This is a genomic window from Amycolatopsis sp. NPDC026612 (genome assembly GCF_040638285.1).
Classification (GTDB): Bacteria; Actinomycetota; Actinomycetes; order Mycobacteriales; family Pseudonocardiaceae; genus Amycolatopsis.
Window position 1 is genome coordinate 199314 of sequence record NZ_JBEZYB010000007.1, and the last position, 15188, is coordinate 214501.

General features: G+C 69.9%; 12 protein-coding genes and 1 tRNA gene. 4 read left to right on the plus strand and 9 right to left on the minus strand.

Annotation, left to right across the window (positions count from 1 at the left end; translation table 11 throughout):
* Nucleotides 1-191 precede the first annotated feature (191 nt).
* From AB0F15_RS10705 to AB0F15_RS10715, 3 genes are all read left to right on the plus strand, one after another.
* Nucleotides 192-1403, plus strand: a complete 1212-nt coding sequence (locus AB0F15_RS10705; protein ID WP_360268404.1) for a methyltransferase domain-containing protein — start codon at nucleotides 192-194, stop codon at nucleotides 1401-1403.
* Between the two features lie 112 nt (nucleotides 1404-1515).
* Nucleotides 1516-2058: a dihydrofolate reductase family protein gene (locus AB0F15_RS10710; protein ID WP_360268407.1), complete on the plus strand. Its 543-nt coding sequence runs from the start codon at nucleotides 1516-1518 to the stop codon at nucleotides 2056-2058.
* 688 nt (nucleotides 2059-2746) lie between these two features.
* Complete coding sequence (locus AB0F15_RS10715) at nucleotides 2747-3001, plus strand: hypothetical protein (RefSeq protein ID WP_360268410.1); 255 nt, start codon at nucleotides 2747-2749, stop codon at nucleotides 2999-3001.
* Between the two features lie 106 nt (nucleotides 3002-3107).
* Here the strand turns inward: AB0F15_RS10715 and AB0F15_RS10720 are convergent.
* Nucleotides 3108-3181: transfer RNA gene (locus AB0F15_RS10720), tRNA-Thr, on the minus strand.
* 134 nt (nucleotides 3182-3315) lie between these two features.
* Between AB0F15_RS10720 and AB0F15_RS10725 the strand changes: the two genes are divergently transcribed.
* A complete protein-coding gene (locus AB0F15_RS10725; RefSeq protein ID WP_360268412.1) occupies nucleotides 3316-4983 on the plus strand; it encodes a hypothetical protein in 1668 nt (555 codons plus the stop codon).
* Nucleotides 4984-5028: 45 nt separating this feature from the next.
* Here the strand turns inward: AB0F15_RS10725 and AB0F15_RS10730 are convergent, their stop codons facing one another.
* The 8 genes from AB0F15_RS10730 to topA form a co-directional block, all read right to left on the minus strand.
* On the minus strand, nucleotides 5029-6234 hold the full coding sequence (locus AB0F15_RS10730; RefSeq protein ID WP_360268415.1) for a DNA polymerase III subunit delta': 1206 nt from the start codon (nucleotides 6232-6234) through the stop codon (nucleotides 5029-5031).
* Nucleotides 6231-8345, minus strand: a complete 2115-nt coding sequence (locus tag AB0F15_RS10735) for a dTMP kinase (protein ID WP_360268418.1) — start codon at nucleotides 8343-8345, stop codon at nucleotides 6231-6233. Before AB0F15_RS10735 ends, AB0F15_RS10730 begins: the two co-directional genes overlap by 4 nt.
* Before the next feature lie 146 nt (nucleotides 8346-8491).
* Nucleotides 8492-9427: a hypothetical protein gene (locus AB0F15_RS10740; protein ID WP_360268421.1), complete on the minus strand. Its 936-nt coding sequence runs from the start codon at nucleotides 9425-9427 to the stop codon at nucleotides 8492-8494.
* A gap of 92 nt (nucleotides 9428-9519) precedes the next feature.
* Nucleotides 9520-10320, minus strand: a complete 801-nt coding sequence (locus AB0F15_RS10745) for a hypothetical protein (RefSeq protein WP_360268424.1) — start codon at nucleotides 10318-10320, stop codon at nucleotides 9520-9522.
* Nucleotides 10313-10477, minus strand: coding sequence for a hypothetical protein (locus tag AB0F15_RS10750; RefSeq protein WP_360268427.1), 165 nt, complete (start codon nucleotides 10475-10477; stop codon nucleotides 10313-10315). Before AB0F15_RS10750 ends, AB0F15_RS10745 begins: the two co-directional genes overlap by 8 nt.
* On the minus strand, nucleotides 10470-11267 hold the full coding sequence (locus AB0F15_RS10755) for an ESX secretion-associated protein EspG (protein ID WP_360268429.1): 798 nt from the start codon (nucleotides 11265-11267) through the stop codon (nucleotides 10470-10472). The genes AB0F15_RS10750 and AB0F15_RS10755 overlap by 8 nt, the downstream gene beginning before the upstream one ends.
* A gap of 86 nt (nucleotides 11268-11353) precedes the next feature.
* Nucleotides 11354-11962: a hypothetical protein gene (locus tag AB0F15_RS10760; RefSeq protein WP_360268432.1), complete on the minus strand. Its 609-nt coding sequence runs from the start codon at nucleotides 11960-11962 to the stop codon at nucleotides 11354-11356.
* A gap of 117 nt (nucleotides 11963-12079) precedes the next feature.
* On the minus strand, nucleotides 12080-14956 hold the full coding sequence (gene topA / locus AB0F15_RS10765; protein ID WP_360268435.1) for a type I DNA topoisomerase: 2877 nt from the start codon (nucleotides 14954-14956) through the stop codon (nucleotides 12080-12082).
* Between the last annotated feature and the right edge of the window lie 232 nt (nucleotides 14957-15188).

Consider the following 15188-nt stretch of genomic DNA (forward strand, 5'->3'; position numbering starts at 1 on the left):
CAGGGGGCCCTTCGCCGTCTCGTAGGTTGTCCCCGTACGGGTGGATCTCACACGGAGCTGCGCCTAACGACGCAACGCGACCAGACAGGAGGTCCGGGCGCTCGCCGCGGAGGGGTCCTGCGGGGGCTGCGCCCCGACAGGACGGGCGAAAGCAGGAAAGGCCCCCGCCCTCGGGGGCAGGGGCCAACCACTTGCTGAGCCACCTGATCGTCACCCTGTTCGGCGACGAGGTCCCGATGTGCCTGCCCGCGGGCGGGCCCCCGATCGGCCGCGACCTGCTGCGGGTGGACCCGGCGGACGGGTCGACCCGGCGGCTGACCACCGACCTGCCGCTGAACCGCCCGATCGACGTGGCGTTCGGTCCGGACGGCGCGCTGTACGTCCTGGACTTCGGCGAGTTCGAGATGTCCGACGACGGGGTGGTCGCCCGTGCCGGTTCGGGGTGCCTGTGGCGTTGGGACCACTGGGCCGCCTCTCCGCACGTTCGCCCGCGAAATCCGCATCGGCTGAGAAGACGGCTGCCGGTCGTGGCGGGACCATGGGTTCTGCCGTATAGAGGAGGAACTGTGACGACAGACTCAGGTGCGCCCACCGCCACGGACACCGACGAGTTCTACCAGTTGAGCAACAAGGTCGTCCTCGACGTGTGGGGCGAGAACTTCCACCAGGGCTACTGGGAGTCCGAGGAGGACCAGACCCCGATCCAGGAGGCGACCGAGCGGCTGACCGACCTGGTCATCGAGAAGTCCGGCCTCGGCAGCGGCCGTCTGCTCGACATCGGCTGCGGCGTCGGACTGCCCGCGTTCCGGCTGGCGCAGAGCTCGCCCGCGGAGATCGTCGGCATCTCCAACAACCAGGAGCAGATCGACGACGCCAACCAGCGCGCCGCCGACAAGGGGCTGGGCGAGCGCGTCCGGTTCGAGTACGCCGACGCCGCGAGCCTGCCGTTCCCCGACGGCTCCTTCGACGTGGTCTGGATCTTCGAGTCGCTGATGCACATGGACCGGCTGCGCGTGCTCCGCGAGTCCTCGCGGGTGCTGCGCCCCGGCGGCCGGATCGTGGTCACCGACCAGCTGCAGCTCGCCCCGATGTCCGAGGAGAACGCGCGGCTGGTGCAGGAGCACCTGGACGCCATGCACGCGAGCCCGCTGCTCTACGCCGACGCCTACCGCGAGCTGGTGGCCGAGTCGGGGCTGGAGCTGGTGGAGTTCAACGACATCAGCAAGCACGTCCAGCTGACCGGCTTCCGTGTGCTCGAGACCGTCGAACGGCGCTACGACGAGTTGTTGGCGCAGTACGGCGAGGCCGTCATCCCGATCCTCGACCTGTTCCGCGACCCCGCCGGTCTGGTGCCGGAACTGGGTTACCTGCTCTTCGTCGGCCGCAGGCCGGAATCTTTGTGAATTCCTCACGTCGGGCGGAGTCGTTCCGCACCAATGATGGACCGAAGTAGCGTGGTCCGGACGCATCGGGTTGAATACGCGCGTACCAATGCCGATTCTCGGGAGCTGTCCCATGCGCAAGGTCGTCGCCTGGCTTTTCTACACCCTGGACGGAGTCGTCGAGTCGCCGGACGTGTGGCAGTTCGACTACGACGACGAAATGGGCGCGGATCTGGCCGCGAAACAGGAATCACAGGACGCGGTGCTGCTCGGCCGCACGACCTATGAGGAGTGGGCCGGCTACTGGCCGACCGCCGAGAAGGGCATCGGGTTCAAGAAGTTCATCAACAGCACACCGAAGTACGTCGTGTCCACCACCCTCGACAAGGTCGAGTGGGAGAACAGCACGCTGATCAACACCGATGTCGCAGGCGAGATCACGAAGCTGAAGAACCAGCCCGGCAAGGACATCGGGGTCTACGGGAGCCCGGGCCTGGTCCGCTCGCTGATCGCCGACGGTCTGCTCGACGTGCTCACGATCCTGGTCCACCCGGTGTTCGCGGGCTCGGGCAAGGAGCGCTTGATCCCCGAGGAAGACCAGCTGCGGCGCCTGGAACTGCTCGACGTCACGCGCGGCTCCAGCGGCACCATGATCCTCAGCTACCGCCCGGTCTGAGGACTCCGCACGTTCGAAGAAGACGGGCTCGACGGCACTCGCGGAACGCAGCCGACCCTCGCTTCTTCGCTTGGACGGATCTGGTGCCCGTCTAGCTCAGAGCGGCTCGGAATCCTCTGCCGTGCCGTCGGGGCGACCTCTGGGAGTGGCTTTTAGCCGGTCTCCGCAACGGGTCATCCACACCGCCGGTCAGGTCTGCGTGCCGGAACGTCACGACGCGTATTCCGCGTCGAAAAGAGTTATACGCTTGGCAAAGATAAGCTCTCGCTCCGCTTTCCTTCCTTGCCCGAGCACTTCGGCATTCCGGTCAATACCCTCTACGAGTGACGCACCAAGGGCTAAGGCTCCACCCGGCCGCGCGAAGACCAAGAAGGCCAGGGCGCGATCCCTGACGATCGAGGAGCTGTTCGACCTCCTGGACAGGCTCGACACCGACGATGAAGCGATCGCGGCGGACCTCTCGGACCTCGTCCGCGGCTCCATAGGAGCCTGATCCAGGCGCGCGCAGGAGCGCGATCAAGAACGACGGGAAGACCACGAACGCGGAACGGGGCATCCCGCTTCCGGACTGGTACGTGGTGATGCTCGTGGACCGGCGCGACCGGCTCCGGGCGCCGAAACCGACCGGCCCGATCACCTGCAACAGCCGGGGCGGGTACCCGAGCTTCCAGAACCTGACCAACCGGCAATGGCTGCCATTCCGCCGGCGGGCCGGGTGCGAGTGGGTCGCCTTCAAGACCCTGCGCAAACGCTCACCACCTCGCTCGACGACGCCGGGCTCACCGCCCGCCAGATCGCCGCTCGGGCTTGGGGTACGCCGATCCAGGTGATCTCGCGGTTGGTCGAGCACAGCAGCATCGCCGTGACGAAGCTGGTCCATCGGAAAGCAAGATCCACCCGGCAGCCGTCGGGCGCGATCGCAACGGACTGGACTTCCCCGTGATGGGCGAACCTGCGGAACTTTCTCCACCCACCGACCAGGCGCCTTAGACGCCCACCAGACGAGTCAGGCCCCACCCGAGGTGTCTCGGATGGGGCCTGACCTGCGGAGCCGCCTAGGGGAATCGAACCCCTGACCTATTCATTACGAGTGAATCGCTCTGGCCGACTGAGCTAAGGCGGCATGTCTCCGGCTCGCGCCGGCGACGGGGTCCAGTGTAGCGGAGGCTGGCGACGTTACTTTTCGGGGGGACCGTCGTTAGGGCCCTATGACGTCGGTCTCACGTCCCGGTCGACACTATCTGGAGGCTCTGGCACATGCGGCGAACTCTGCCCCGTTCGGTGGCCCTGCCGGCGGCTGCGGCGTTGCTCCTGTTCAGCGCGGCGCAGGCCCATGCCGACCCGGCTTATCCGACCACGCCCATTCCGCAGCCGGCGCGTCCGGGGCAGGCGCCCATCTCGGCGCCGATCGGGCCGCAGCCGCTCGGGCAGGCCGTCGGGGATGCCGGGACCGCGCTCGGAATCATCCGGTTGCTGCCCAATGCCGTGCCGACGAGCACGATTTTGCCGGGGTTCGGGCAGACGCTGCCGAAGCAGTCGGCGCTCGAGGCCGGGATGGGCCTGTCGAGCGCGTCGGCGAACTCCGATGCCTATCTGAGCTATGAGAAGGCGATCGCGCAGGCGTCGCCGTTCGGGGTGTCGGTGGGCGGGAACGCGCCGCAGACGCCGGGGAGCGTTGTGCAGACGGCGTTGCCGGACAACCCGCAGCCGATCAGCGGTGGGCTCAACGCGCCGTCGAACCCGTTGCTCAACGTCGGTCTGCTCAACGGGAGCGCGCACGCGCGGTGGAGCCCGACGCTCGGGCCGTGCGTCGACACCATCGCCGACGCCAGCACGTCGGTGGCGAGCCTGTCGCTGCTGAACGTCGTGCCGTCGATGCCGAACCTCGGTCTGGACGCGCTCAAGCCGAAGCTCGACCCTGGCTCGCTGGCGAGCGGGTTCGACCTGGCCAAGGGCCTGCAGAGCCTCGGTGGCCTGCTGCAGGGCGGTGGGCAGACCGCCGCGGACGGCACCGGGTCGCTGCTGAGCCTGCCGAACACGCTGTCGTCGCGGTCGCAGGTGAAGCTGGTCGACATCCCGGGATCGAAGAACAAGGCCGTGCAGTCGACGTCGACGTTGCAGGCCGCGGACATCGAGATCCTCAAGGGCACGCCGCTGGCGTTGAGCGTCAAGGTGGTCAGCCAGCCGACGCTCAAGGTGACTTCCACCGGCGACGCGAAGACGTCCAAGGTCGAGTACACCGCGCCGGTGCTGACGATCGAGGCCGGCGGCAAGGTGCTCTACACGCTCGACGCGGCGCACCCCACGAAGGACGTCCCGATCGGGCTGCCGCTGAAGCCGCTGAGCGACCAGTTCGGCGCGGTCAAGGACATCCCGGTCGTCGGCGGCCTGCTCGCCACGGCGGCCGGGCAGGTCCAGCAGGTCGGGACCACCGCGGGCACCGTGCTCGACCTCGGTGTGCTGCGGCTGAGCATCGCCGGGCTCGACCAGAAGTCCGCGAACATGACCACGCCGTTCGCGGGCTTCCAGCTGGGTGCGTCGGCGCGGATGTTCGACCTGCAGCTGCTGCCGACGACGAAGCTCAAGAGCCTGCTGCCGGACGACCAGGCGAAGAACCTGCCGTCGTCGCTGGCGCAGCTGTCGCTCGGCGAGCAGATCGCCCGGGCGTACGCGCCGACCGGCGGCGTGGTCTGCGGCACGACGTCGCCGCCGCCGCCGGCGGGCGGTGAAGCGCCGAAGGGGCCGGTGAAGAACCTCGCCTACACCGGCGGCGCGTACGACACGGTCCCGCTGTTCTGGACGGGCACCGCGATGCTGCTGCTCGGCGTGGTCATGGTGGCCGCGATGCCGGGCGGCCGACGTCGTCCGCTGGCCGTCGCCGTCGCGGACAAGCCGTTCAAGCCGTCACCGCGTCCGCGCGACTGACCCACGGGGACCCCGCCGGGAACTTCTCGGCGGGGTTCTTCGCGTTCAGCCCTGGCGAAGCGTCGTGACCATCGCCTCGATGGCGATGCGCGGCTTCACGTTCAGGTCGATCGCCTCGCGGCATTCCAGCACCGCTTCGAGACGGCGGAGCGTCGACTCCAAGGTCCACGACGACGCCGCTTCGGCGATCTCGTCGGCGTGGTCCGGGTGGTTGAGCGTCGCGCCGGAGCGGGTCGCCGTCACCAGGACGTCGCGGTAGAACCCCAGGAGGTCGACCAGCGCCAGGTCGAGCGTGTCGCGCTGGGTCCGGGTGGCGCGGGACTTCTGCTTCTTCTCGAGCTGCTTGACGGCGGCTTCGGCGGCCCGCTTGGCGCCGGCGACGCCCTTGCCGATGCCGTCGCCGCCCATCGCGGTCCGCAGTTCGTTGCGCTCGTCCTCGTCGCGGTCCTTGCTCGCTTCGCCCGCGTCGGCCTCGGCCGCGCTGATCAGCTGGTCGGCGCACGTGAAGACGTCACTCGCCCGGCGAAGGCCGAGCGGGATCCGCAGCACGGTGGCCCGGCGCTGCCGCGCGGCCTCATCGGTGGCGAGCCGGCGCGCGCGGCCGACGTGGCCGCCGCAGACCGAAGCGGCCCACTGCGCGCGCTCCGGGTCGACGCCGTCGCGGCGCACCAGGACGTCGGCGATCGCCTCGGGCGGCGGCGTCCGGAGCGACACCAAGCGGCAGCGCGAACGGATCGTCACCGAGACGTCCTCGGGGTGGTCCGACGGCGCGCACAGCAGGAACACCGTGCGGTCCGGCGGCTCCTCGACGGCCTTCAGCAGGGCGTTCGACGCACCTTCGGTGAGCCTGTCCGCGTCCTCGATGATCACGACCTGCCACTTGCCGGTGGTCGGGCGGCGCGCGGCGGCCTGCACCAGCGCGCGCATCTCGGCGACCGAGATCGACAGGCCTTCCGGCACCACGAGCCGGACGTCGGCGTGGGTGCCCGCCATCGTCGTGTGGCAGCCCGGACAGGCGTCACAGCCGGTGCCGGTGCTGCACTGCAAGGCCGCGGCGAACGTCCGCGCGGCCACCGAGCGGCCGGAGCCGGGCGGGCCGGTGAGCAGCCAGGCGTGCGTCATGGCACCCGGCGGAGCGGGCTCGCCGGCGACGATCTTGGCCGCGGCTGATGCGGCCGCGCTCAGCGTTTCGACCGCAGGCTCCTGGCCGACCAGCTGGTTCCAGACGCCGATGCGTTCGGTCGTCGTCACTTCGCCTCCACGCGAGGCTCTTCCGGGGTCTCGATGGGCAGCGTTTCCAGCGGCAGCGTCACCGGCTTCTCCGTCGTCGGCGCCAGTGCGGCCAGGCGGCCGACGAACACGGCGCGCAGTGCGGTGCGGATGCGCTCGGCGACCTCGACGTCGGTGCCGTCGGCGTCGATCACGACGTACCGGTCCGGGTCGGCCGCGGCCATCTCGGTGAGCAGGTGCTGGACACGCCACTGGTCGTTCAGCTTGGCCGACTTGTCGCGGGGCATCCCGTTCGGGGCGGAGTCGAGCAGGACGGTCAGGTCCGGGCGCAGGCGACCGGTCGCCCAGTCGGCGAGGCCTTCGAGCTCGTCGCTGTCCAGCCCGGCGACAGCGGAGAGGTGCGCCAGCGGCGAGTCGACGAACCGTTCCATGACGACCACCGAACCGGCGTCGAGCGCCGGCTGGACGTGCCGCTCGACGATGTCGGCCCGCACCGCGGCGGCGGCCAGCGCCTGCGCCCGGGCCCCGGTGAGCGACGCGCCGGAGACGAGCGCCGTGAGCCGCTGGTCGTCGAGCGCCGGATCGGCGGCGACGACGACGGGTCGCGTCCCGCCGCGCAGCCAGTCGGCGAGGTTGACGGCCTGGATCGCGGTGTTGATGGCGGTGGTGCCCTCGACGGCGATGAGGAAGCCGTTGACCCGGCGCGGCGTGCGGCGCAGCGCGTTGCGCAGGTCCGACAGGATCGGCTCGGTGCGCTTGTCGTCCATCTGCCGGTAGGCGAAGAGTCCGGCGACCAGCGCGATCGCGGCGCCGCCGAGCATCACCGGGCGGGTGCCGTCGATGGTGACCTGGCCACCCCAGACGGTGACCTTCTGCTGCTGGATCAGCCCGATCAGCAGCGGCACGGTGACCGTGGTGCCGAACAGCACCAGCTTCATCAGCAGCTGGTAGATGGCGTTGATGCGGCCGCGGATGGCGTCCTCGACGCGGGAGCCGATGATCGTGACGCCGGTGAGGAATGCCGTCCCGGCCCAGATACCGACGAAGAACACGGCGATCAGCGAGACGGTCAGGTGCGGCGACAACGCCACCACCAGCAGTGAGAGTGCGGCGGCGATGATCGAGATGCCGAACAACCGGTCGTGCGCGAGCCGCCGGGCGAGCTTCGGCGCGGCCGCCATGCCCGTGGCCAGGCCGAGGAAGACGGCCAGCACCAGCAGGTTGAAGGCCGAGTCGCCGGCCAGCAGGCTCGAGGAGTACGGCTTGGCCGAGCCGATCACGGCACCACCGGCGGCGAACGCGCCGAACGCGCCGACCAGCAGCCCGCGCACGAGCGGCGTGCTGCGGATGAACCGGAAGCCGTCGGCGATCATCTGGCCGACGCCGAACTTCTCTTCGTCGGCCTGCTTGGCCTTCTCCTCCGGCGACGCGTGCACGTTGCGCAGCGAAAGCTCGGGGATCCGGGTGGCGATGATGATCGCGCTGGCCAGGTAGAGCAGGCCGGTGATGATGACGACCAGCTTCGCGATGCTGAGGCTCGCGTTGTCGTTGGGGAAGAAGTGGAACGTCGTGTTGAAGCCGGTGATGATCGCGTTCGCGCCGGCCGCGGTGATGACCGCGAGACCGTACGTCATCACCATGCCGAGCTGGTTGGCCGTCTCGACCTGGTCAGGCCGGCGAAGCAGGTTGGGGACCGCCGCTTCCTTGGACGGGATCCACATGCTCGACGCGCTGCCGACGAGGAAGTTGCCGACGAGCAGCCACCACGGCGCGCCGACGATCGCGATGGACAGCAGGAAACCGCACCGCAGCAGGTCGGCGACCACCATCACCTTGCGCCGGTCGAACCGGTCGGCGAGCAGCCCGCCGACCGGGGCGAACAGCAGCCCCGGCGCCAGGCCGGTCAGCACGACGCCGACGAACGCGAAGTTCTGGGCGAAGTAATTGTCGGTCAGCTTCGTGGCCAGGCCGGTGAGGGCCAGGATGTTCAGCCAGTCGGCCACGCTGCACAGGTACGTAACGCCCCAGAGCCGCCGGAAAGGTTTGATCGCCAGTACCCGACGGACCCGGTTGATCGTGGACGCCTCGGCGCCCGACGACGCACCCGGGCCCGCCCCGGGTACTGAACGCACGCCCTCGCTGATACGCCCACCCCACTAGTCACCGCGGCGCCGACGCCCTCATGAGGACCCGACCGTGAAGCCAGGGTAGCCCGATCGGCCTCTGGCGCGCGGCACGACCCCGTGGTGCGGGGCAGGTGACGAACAGCGAACGGACGCTAGTCGAACAGTCCGGTCACGCTGCTGACCAGGCTGGACACCATCTCGATGGCGACCAAACCGAACACGATCAGCAGCGCCACAGCGAGCATGACCCCGGCCGCACTCGACGACGGCCGGTTGAACGCCGGCATCGACACCGACGGCATCCTCGCCAGCTTCCGCCGTTTGACGGGCACGAAATCGACATCGTCGACGTCGTCCTCCACCAGCGGATCCTGCCGGACGGGCCGCATCAATTGCGGCGGCCGGGTCGGCCAGGTGCGCCGCCGGTTCCGCTGCCGCGGCAGCAACCCCAGCGGCTGCGCAGCGCCCTCGCCCAAAGTGCCCGCCGGCGGGATCGGCCCCGGGGCCCTGACCCCGGCGTTCTCCTCGCGGAGCGTCTCCTCGACCATCCGGCGCACGACTTCTTCGTCGGGCTGCACCGGCCCGGCCACCGGGACGGCGACCGAGTCGTGGCCATTCGGAATCGCGGTGCGTGGTTCGGGCGCCGCGGTGACCAGCCCGGAGACCGGATCCGCGAACATCTCGGCGGGAGCTTCGGAAAGAGTGCCGTCGCGCTGAGTGAGCTCGGGGGCATTGAAGAAGGGAGCCTCACCGTTCGCGCTCATGGTGACCACCTCACTACTGAATGTCCTCGCCTTTCCAGGGTAGCGACGCTGGCGGATAACGCATCCGCCCAATGGCTCTGTCTCCAGTGGATGGTCCGTCACGCAGCGCAAGCCCGCACCCGAACCCACTGCAGTGTCCAGCCCGCCGGTGGCCGGGTCGACCGCCGATGGTGACTGATTGTAGTGAAACCGATCACATCGACGCCGGGCGGTGTTGGCCAGGCGGCGGCCTGGGGTGGCCAGTTTGGCGGTGCGCGATCGGGCCGCGGACGGGGCGGCCTGGAGCCGGCGCGCGGGCTTGGCCGGATGCCTGCGCGCGGGCATGGATCGTGACAGCCCGGCTGACCTGCTGACCGGCTCCGGCCGCGGGAGCTCATGCCGTATCCCGCGGGACGGTGTGCCCAGGAGCGCGTTGCTCAGGGTTGCTCAGGCACCTCCTCGTGGCCGAGGTCGATCATCTTCCGGCACCAGTCGCGGAGCATGCCGCGGCTGAAGGGGCTCAGGACCAGCTGACGGCGCCCCTCTCCGCGGTCCAGTGCGGCCAGGGCGAAGCGGCCCAGGTCCGTGTCGACCAGGACGAACCCGTGGTCGGGGAACTCCGCGCACAGGCCGCCGAACGCCAGCATGTCCAGCACCGCCGTGCCCGACCGCGGGCGGGCCAGCAGCTCGCGCATCGCGCCCACGTCGTCGTCCTGGCCGTCGTGGACCAGGCCGTCTTCGTCCACCGAGACCCAGATCGCGCGAGCCGAATCGCCGAACGGGGCGTCCGGCAGCTCGGCCACCAGCATCTCCGGGAGGTCCTCGAAGTCGGCCAGGTGGATCGCCGTGCGGCCCGGAAGCGAGCCCATCATGAAGGCCCGCTCGCCGTCGGCGTAGCACCGGATGTCCGCGGTCTCCGGCCCTTCGTCGAATACGCCGCACAGCGCCGCCCGGACCGAACCGCGCAGCATCAGCGACACCACTTCGAAGCCGATCTCGTTGAGCTCGCCGTCCTCCCCGAACGGCGTGCCGTCGATCCAGGCGGCCCACGACACGTGCCGCTCGACCTCGGCGACCAGGTCCGCCGGGTCGTCCGACACCGGGCCGTGCACCAGGATGTCGTGGTCGCTGACGTCCGGGTTGTACAGCCGGTCGACCGGCTCACGGTCCGGCATCGCCACCAGCACCGGCCCGGCGGCCAGCTCGAGCAGCTCCCGCGCCGCTGTGCGCTCAGCCATGCCCTCCCACCTCCTCCCGATCGGCCGCCGCCAGCTTCCCGGCCGCCGCGGGGCTCCGCGGTATCGGCACATCGCTGATCAGCTCGGCCGCGGCGAGGATCGCGTCGCGGACCGTGAGACCCAGCTGCGCCGGCTCCGGGGACACGCGCTCAGGCATGACTCTGCACCGCCTCGACGATCCACTGCTCGGCCGTGCTCCGCGACGCCGGACCCCACGTGACCGTCCAGCGTCCGTTCCGGCCCACCGCGGCGCTGAACTGGTACCGGCCGAGGTCGTTGTCCACCAGCCCGAACGCGCCGTGCGGGTACTCGGCCAGGATCGCGTTGCGCACCGCGAGGTCGACCAGCACCGTGCCCAGCCGCGGCCGGGCGGCGCACTCCCGGATCAGCTCGACCGCCCGCTCGCACCGGCGTGGGATCAGACCGCGCTCGTCGGTCTCGATGCGCAGGTGCTCCCCCGGCCCCGGCGGCCGGTCGGGCAGCCCGTCGAACACCCAGCCCGGCAGCTCGCTGAGGAAGCCCGACCGCAGCCGCGCGCGGTTGCCCAGCTTGTGCAGGACCGTGGTGTAGTCCTCGTCGCCGAAGAACCGCACCTCCCACGGCTTGGCCCGGGCCGGGAAGACCCCGGTGACCACGCCGCGGATGAACCCACCGCGCAGCGCCCGGTACAGCCCGACGGCTTCCGCGGTGACCTCGCCACCCGGCGCGAGTCCGATCGCGGCCATTCCGGCGACGAACCGCGTGTACTGCTCCACCTCGTCCGCGAGGCTCCGCTCGGCCGGCGGTGCGGAGTGCCGGCCCGGCAGCGGTCCGGTGTCCGCCAGCACCGGCGGGATCTCGAACTCGGGGTCGTAGAACTCCATCACCGAGGGCCGCTCCGGCACCTCGGCCGACAGCGGGGCGATGACCTCGTCGATGACGTCGAAGACGGCGACTGCGTTGCTCACCCCTAGATTGAACACCCTGGCACCGACAATTTCTCGCACACGTGTTCGAGAGGGTGACATCGGTCGGTAAGCGGTCAGCGAACGCCTCAGGCATGCTCCGGCACCCGCCCCTCGACGAACTCCGCGAGCCGGCCCACGGTCCCGGGCAGCCACCAGAACCGGCGATGGCCCCCTCGCCGCTTGCCCAGCACCGCGAGGTGACGGCCGCGCTCGTCGTCGACGAACGCCACCATCTCCCACGGACGCCGCGAGCCGTCGCAGGCGATGTCGAGCTGCACGGTGCCGAGCCGCGGCAGGCGCAGGTCGTCCAGCAGGTCGAAGACCAGGCACTCCTGCCCGGGCTCGAGCACCCCGCGCTCGTCCGCGTCGAGGTACAGCCCCTCGCCCGGCGCCGGCGGGACAGGAGGCAGCCGCGTCAACGCCAGCCGGAGGAACTCGGCAACCGAGCCCGGCGAAGGCCCGGACAGCCGCAGACCGTCCCCGGCGATGCCGAACCGCGTCCGGTCGTCGAAGAACGCCGACGTCCACGGCTCGTCGAACACCGCGACGGCGACGCCGCAGACGCCGCCGCTGCCGGCGAATCCGGGGAGCGATTCGATCAGGTCCGCGGCGGTGGAACTCCCGGCGGCCGCCGCGCGGACCGGCTTGAGGATCTTGGTGGTCACCGTGTGCACGGTGCGTGGTGTCTTGGTCACGCGTTCATGGAACCCGGGACCACCGACAATTTCCCGAACATCCGTTCGAGGTGTCACCTGAAAGTGTGCCGGACGCCATGAAGGCCCCCGGCGCACCGGGGGCCTTCATGAGCGGTCTTACTTGGCCTTCGTCGCCGTCGAGCTCGCGCGCTTGGTCGCGGTCGACTTCGCGGCGGCCGCCTTCTTGGTCGTGCCCGCCTTGACCGTCTTCGCCGTCGTCGAAGCCGGCTTGCGCGCGGGCGCCTTCCGCTTCGGCGCCGGCCCCTTGGCCCGCTTCTCCGCCAGCAGCTCGGACGCCCGTTCCGCGGTCAGCGACTCGATTTCGTCGCCCTTCCGCAGCGTCGCGTTGTACTCGCCGTCGGTCACGTACGGGCCGAAGCGGCCGTCCTTGACCACCATCGGCTTCTTCGACACCGGGTCCTCGCCGAGCTCCTTGAGCGGCGGCTTCGCCGTCGCCGACCGGCCACGCTGCTTCGGCTCCGCGTAGATCTTCAGCGCTTCTTCGAGGGTGATCGAGAAGAGCTGGTCCTCGGTCGAGAGCGAACGCGAGTCCGTGCCCTTCTTCAGGTACGGCCCGTAGCGCCCGTTCTGCGCGGTGATCTCGTCCCCGGACTCCGGGTCCTTGCCGACCACGCGCGGCAGCGAAAGCAGCTTCAGCGCGTCTTCCAACGTGATGGTCTCGATGTCCATCGACTTGAACAGCGAGCCCGTCCGCGGCTTCGGCGCCTTCGCCTTGGCGGACTTCTTCTGCGCGGCCGTGGCGTCCTCGGGGATCTCGATCTCCGGCAGCACCTCGGTCACGTACGGCCCGAAACGGCCTTCCTTCGCGACGATCTCGTGCCCGCTCACCGGGTCGGTGCCCAGCGTGCGGCCCTCCTGCGGGGTCGCGAACAGCTTCTCCGCGATCTCCTGCGTGAGCTCGTCCGGCGGCAGGTCCTCCGGCAGGTTCGCGCGCTGCGAGTTCCCGTCGACCTCACGCTCCAGGTACGGCCCGTAGCGGCCGACGCGGACGACGACGGTGTGCCCGTCGGCGTCACTGAACAGCGGAATCGAGTTGATCTCGCGGGCGTCGATGTCCTCGACACTGCCCTCGACCAGCTTCTTCAGCCCGCCCAGGCGGCCGATCGAGCCGTCGACGCCCATGTCGCCGCCGAAGTAGAACTTCGACAGCCACTGGCCGCGCTGCTCGTCGCCGTTGGCGATGCGGTCGAGCTCGTCCTCCATGCCGGCGGTGAAGTCGTAGTCGACCAGCCGCTCGAAGTGCCGTTCCATCAGGCCGATCACGGCGAACGCGACCCACGAGGGAACGAGCGCGGAGCCCTTCTTCCACACGTAGCCGCGGTCCTGGATCGTCTTGATGATCGACGCGTACGTCGACGGACGGCCGATGCCGAGCTCTTCCAGCTTGCTGACCAGGCTCGGCTCCGAGTACCGCGCCGGCGGGGACGTGGTGTGGCCGTCCGGGCTCAGCTCGGTCGCGGTGAGGTCCTGGTCCTTCTCCAGCACCGGCAGGCGGCTCTGCTTGTCGTCGGCCTCGCCACCGGTCTCGGTGTCGACCGCCTCGACGTACGCCTTCAGGAAGCCCGCGAAGGTGATCGTGCGGCCCGAAGCGGCGAAAGTGCACTCCTCGCCCGAGGTCGCGTTGCCGACGATGCGCACGGACATCGTGGTGCCCTTGGCGTCCGCCATCTGCGACGCGATCGTGCGCTGCCAGATCATTTCGTAGAGGCGGTACTCGTCGGTGTCCAGCTCACTCGCGACCTGGCCCGGCGTGCGGAAGACCTCGCCCGACGGCCGGATCGCCTCGTGCGCTTCCTGCGCGTTCTTCACCTTGCGCGTGTACTGGCGCGGCGACGGCGAGACGTACTCCTTGCCGTACAGCTGCGTGGCCTGGCTGCGCGCGGCCGAGATCGCCGACTCCGACAACGTCGTGGAGTCGGTACGCATATAAGTGATGTAGCCGTTTTCGTACAGCTTCTGCGCGATCCGCATCGTGCGCTCCGAGGTGAACCGCATCTTGCGGCCCGCCTCCTGCTGCAGCGTCGAGGTCATGAAGGGCGCGTACGGCTTCCGCGTGTACGGCTTCTCTTCGACGCTGGAGACCTTGAAGTCACGCTGCTTCAGCGCTTCGGCCAGGCGCCGCGCGTCAGCCTCGGCCAGCACGCGGATCTCGTTGTTCGACGCCTTGAGCTGACCGTCCGAGCCGAAGTCGCGGCCGGTGGCCAGGCGCGCGCCGTCGACGGCGACGAGCCGCGCGGGGAAGTTCCGCGGCGAGGCCTCTTCTCCTGCGTCCATCGTCGCCGAGATGTCCCAGTACGACGCCGAGGTGAAGCGCATCCGCTCACGTTCGCGCTCGACCACGATCCGGGTCGCCACCGACTGCACGCGGCCCGCCGAAAGCTTCGGCATGACCTTCTTCCACAGCACCGGCGAGACCTCGTAGCCGTAGAGGCGGTCGAGGATGCGGCGGGTCTCCTGGGCGTCGACCAGGTCGACGTCCAGCTCACGGGTCGAGTCGGCGGCCGCGCGGATGGCCTGCTCGGTGACCTCGTGGAAGACCATCCGGCGGACCGGGACCTTCGGCTTCAGCGTTTCGAGCAGGTGCCACGCGATGGCTTCGCCCTCGCGGTCGGGGTCCGTGGCGAGGTAGAGCTCGTCGACGTCCTTCAGCAGGTTCTTGAGCTCGGTGACCTTGGACTTCTTGTCCGGGGTCACCACGTAGAGGGCCTTGAAGCCGTTGTCGACGTCGACGCCCAGGCGCGCCCACGCCTCGCCCTTGTACTGGGCGGGCACGTCGGCGGCACCACGCGGCAGGTCGCGGATGTGCCCGACGGAGGACTCGACGACATAACCGCCGCCCAAGTAGGGCGCGATCTTGCGGGCCTTGGTCGGCGACTCGACGATCACCAGCCGCCGGTGCCCGGCGCCGTTGTCCGCCCCGGCTCCGTCCTTCTTGGTCCGTGCTCCTGCCACGCTGTCCTGCTCTCCGCTCATCTCGTCCCGCCACCGCGGGACTGCACCGGGTCCTGCCCCGTGGGGCTCGGGCCCGCGTCTCGACCTGTCAGTGTGCACGCTGTTGCGGGCCGGACGGCGCGGAGGTGGCCCAACACGCCGCCGGTCCTGTGCCCAGCGCATCGCCGCTGACCTCGGCGATGTTTCCCCAACGTACCCGCCACGTGATTTCGGCCACGTCCTGCGCAGCCTAGCGGGTGACCGTCCGGATACC

Coding starts and splice junctions, on each gene's coding strand:
- AB0F15_RS10710 (WP_360268407.1), top strand. CDS start 1,516: ATGCGCAAGGTCGTCGCCTGGCTTTTCTACACCCTGGACGGAGTCGTC.
- AB0F15_RS10715 (WP_360268410.1), top strand. CDS start 2,747: ATGGCTGCCATTCCGCCGGCGGGCCGGGTGCGAGTGGGTCGCCTTCAA.
- AB0F15_RS10725 (WP_360268412.1), top strand. CDS start 3,316: ATGCGGCGAACTCTGCCCCGTTCGGTGGCCCTGCCGGCGGCTGCGGCG.
- AB0F15_RS10740 (WP_360268421.1), bottom strand. CDS start 9,427: ATGCCCGCGCGCAGGCATCCGGCCAAGCCCGCGCGCCGGCTCCAGGCC.
- AB0F15_RS10745 (WP_360268424.1), bottom strand. CDS start 10,320: ATGGCTGAGCGCACAGCGGCGCGGGAGCTGCTCGAGCTGGCCGCCGGG.
- AB0F15_RS10750 (WP_360268427.1), bottom strand. CDS start 10,477: ATGCCTGAGCGCGTGTCCCCGGAGCCGGCGCAGCTGGGTCTCACGGTC.
- topA (WP_360268435.1), bottom strand. CDS start 14,956: ATGAGCGGAGAGCAGGACAGCGTGGCAGGAGCACGGACCAAGAAGGAC.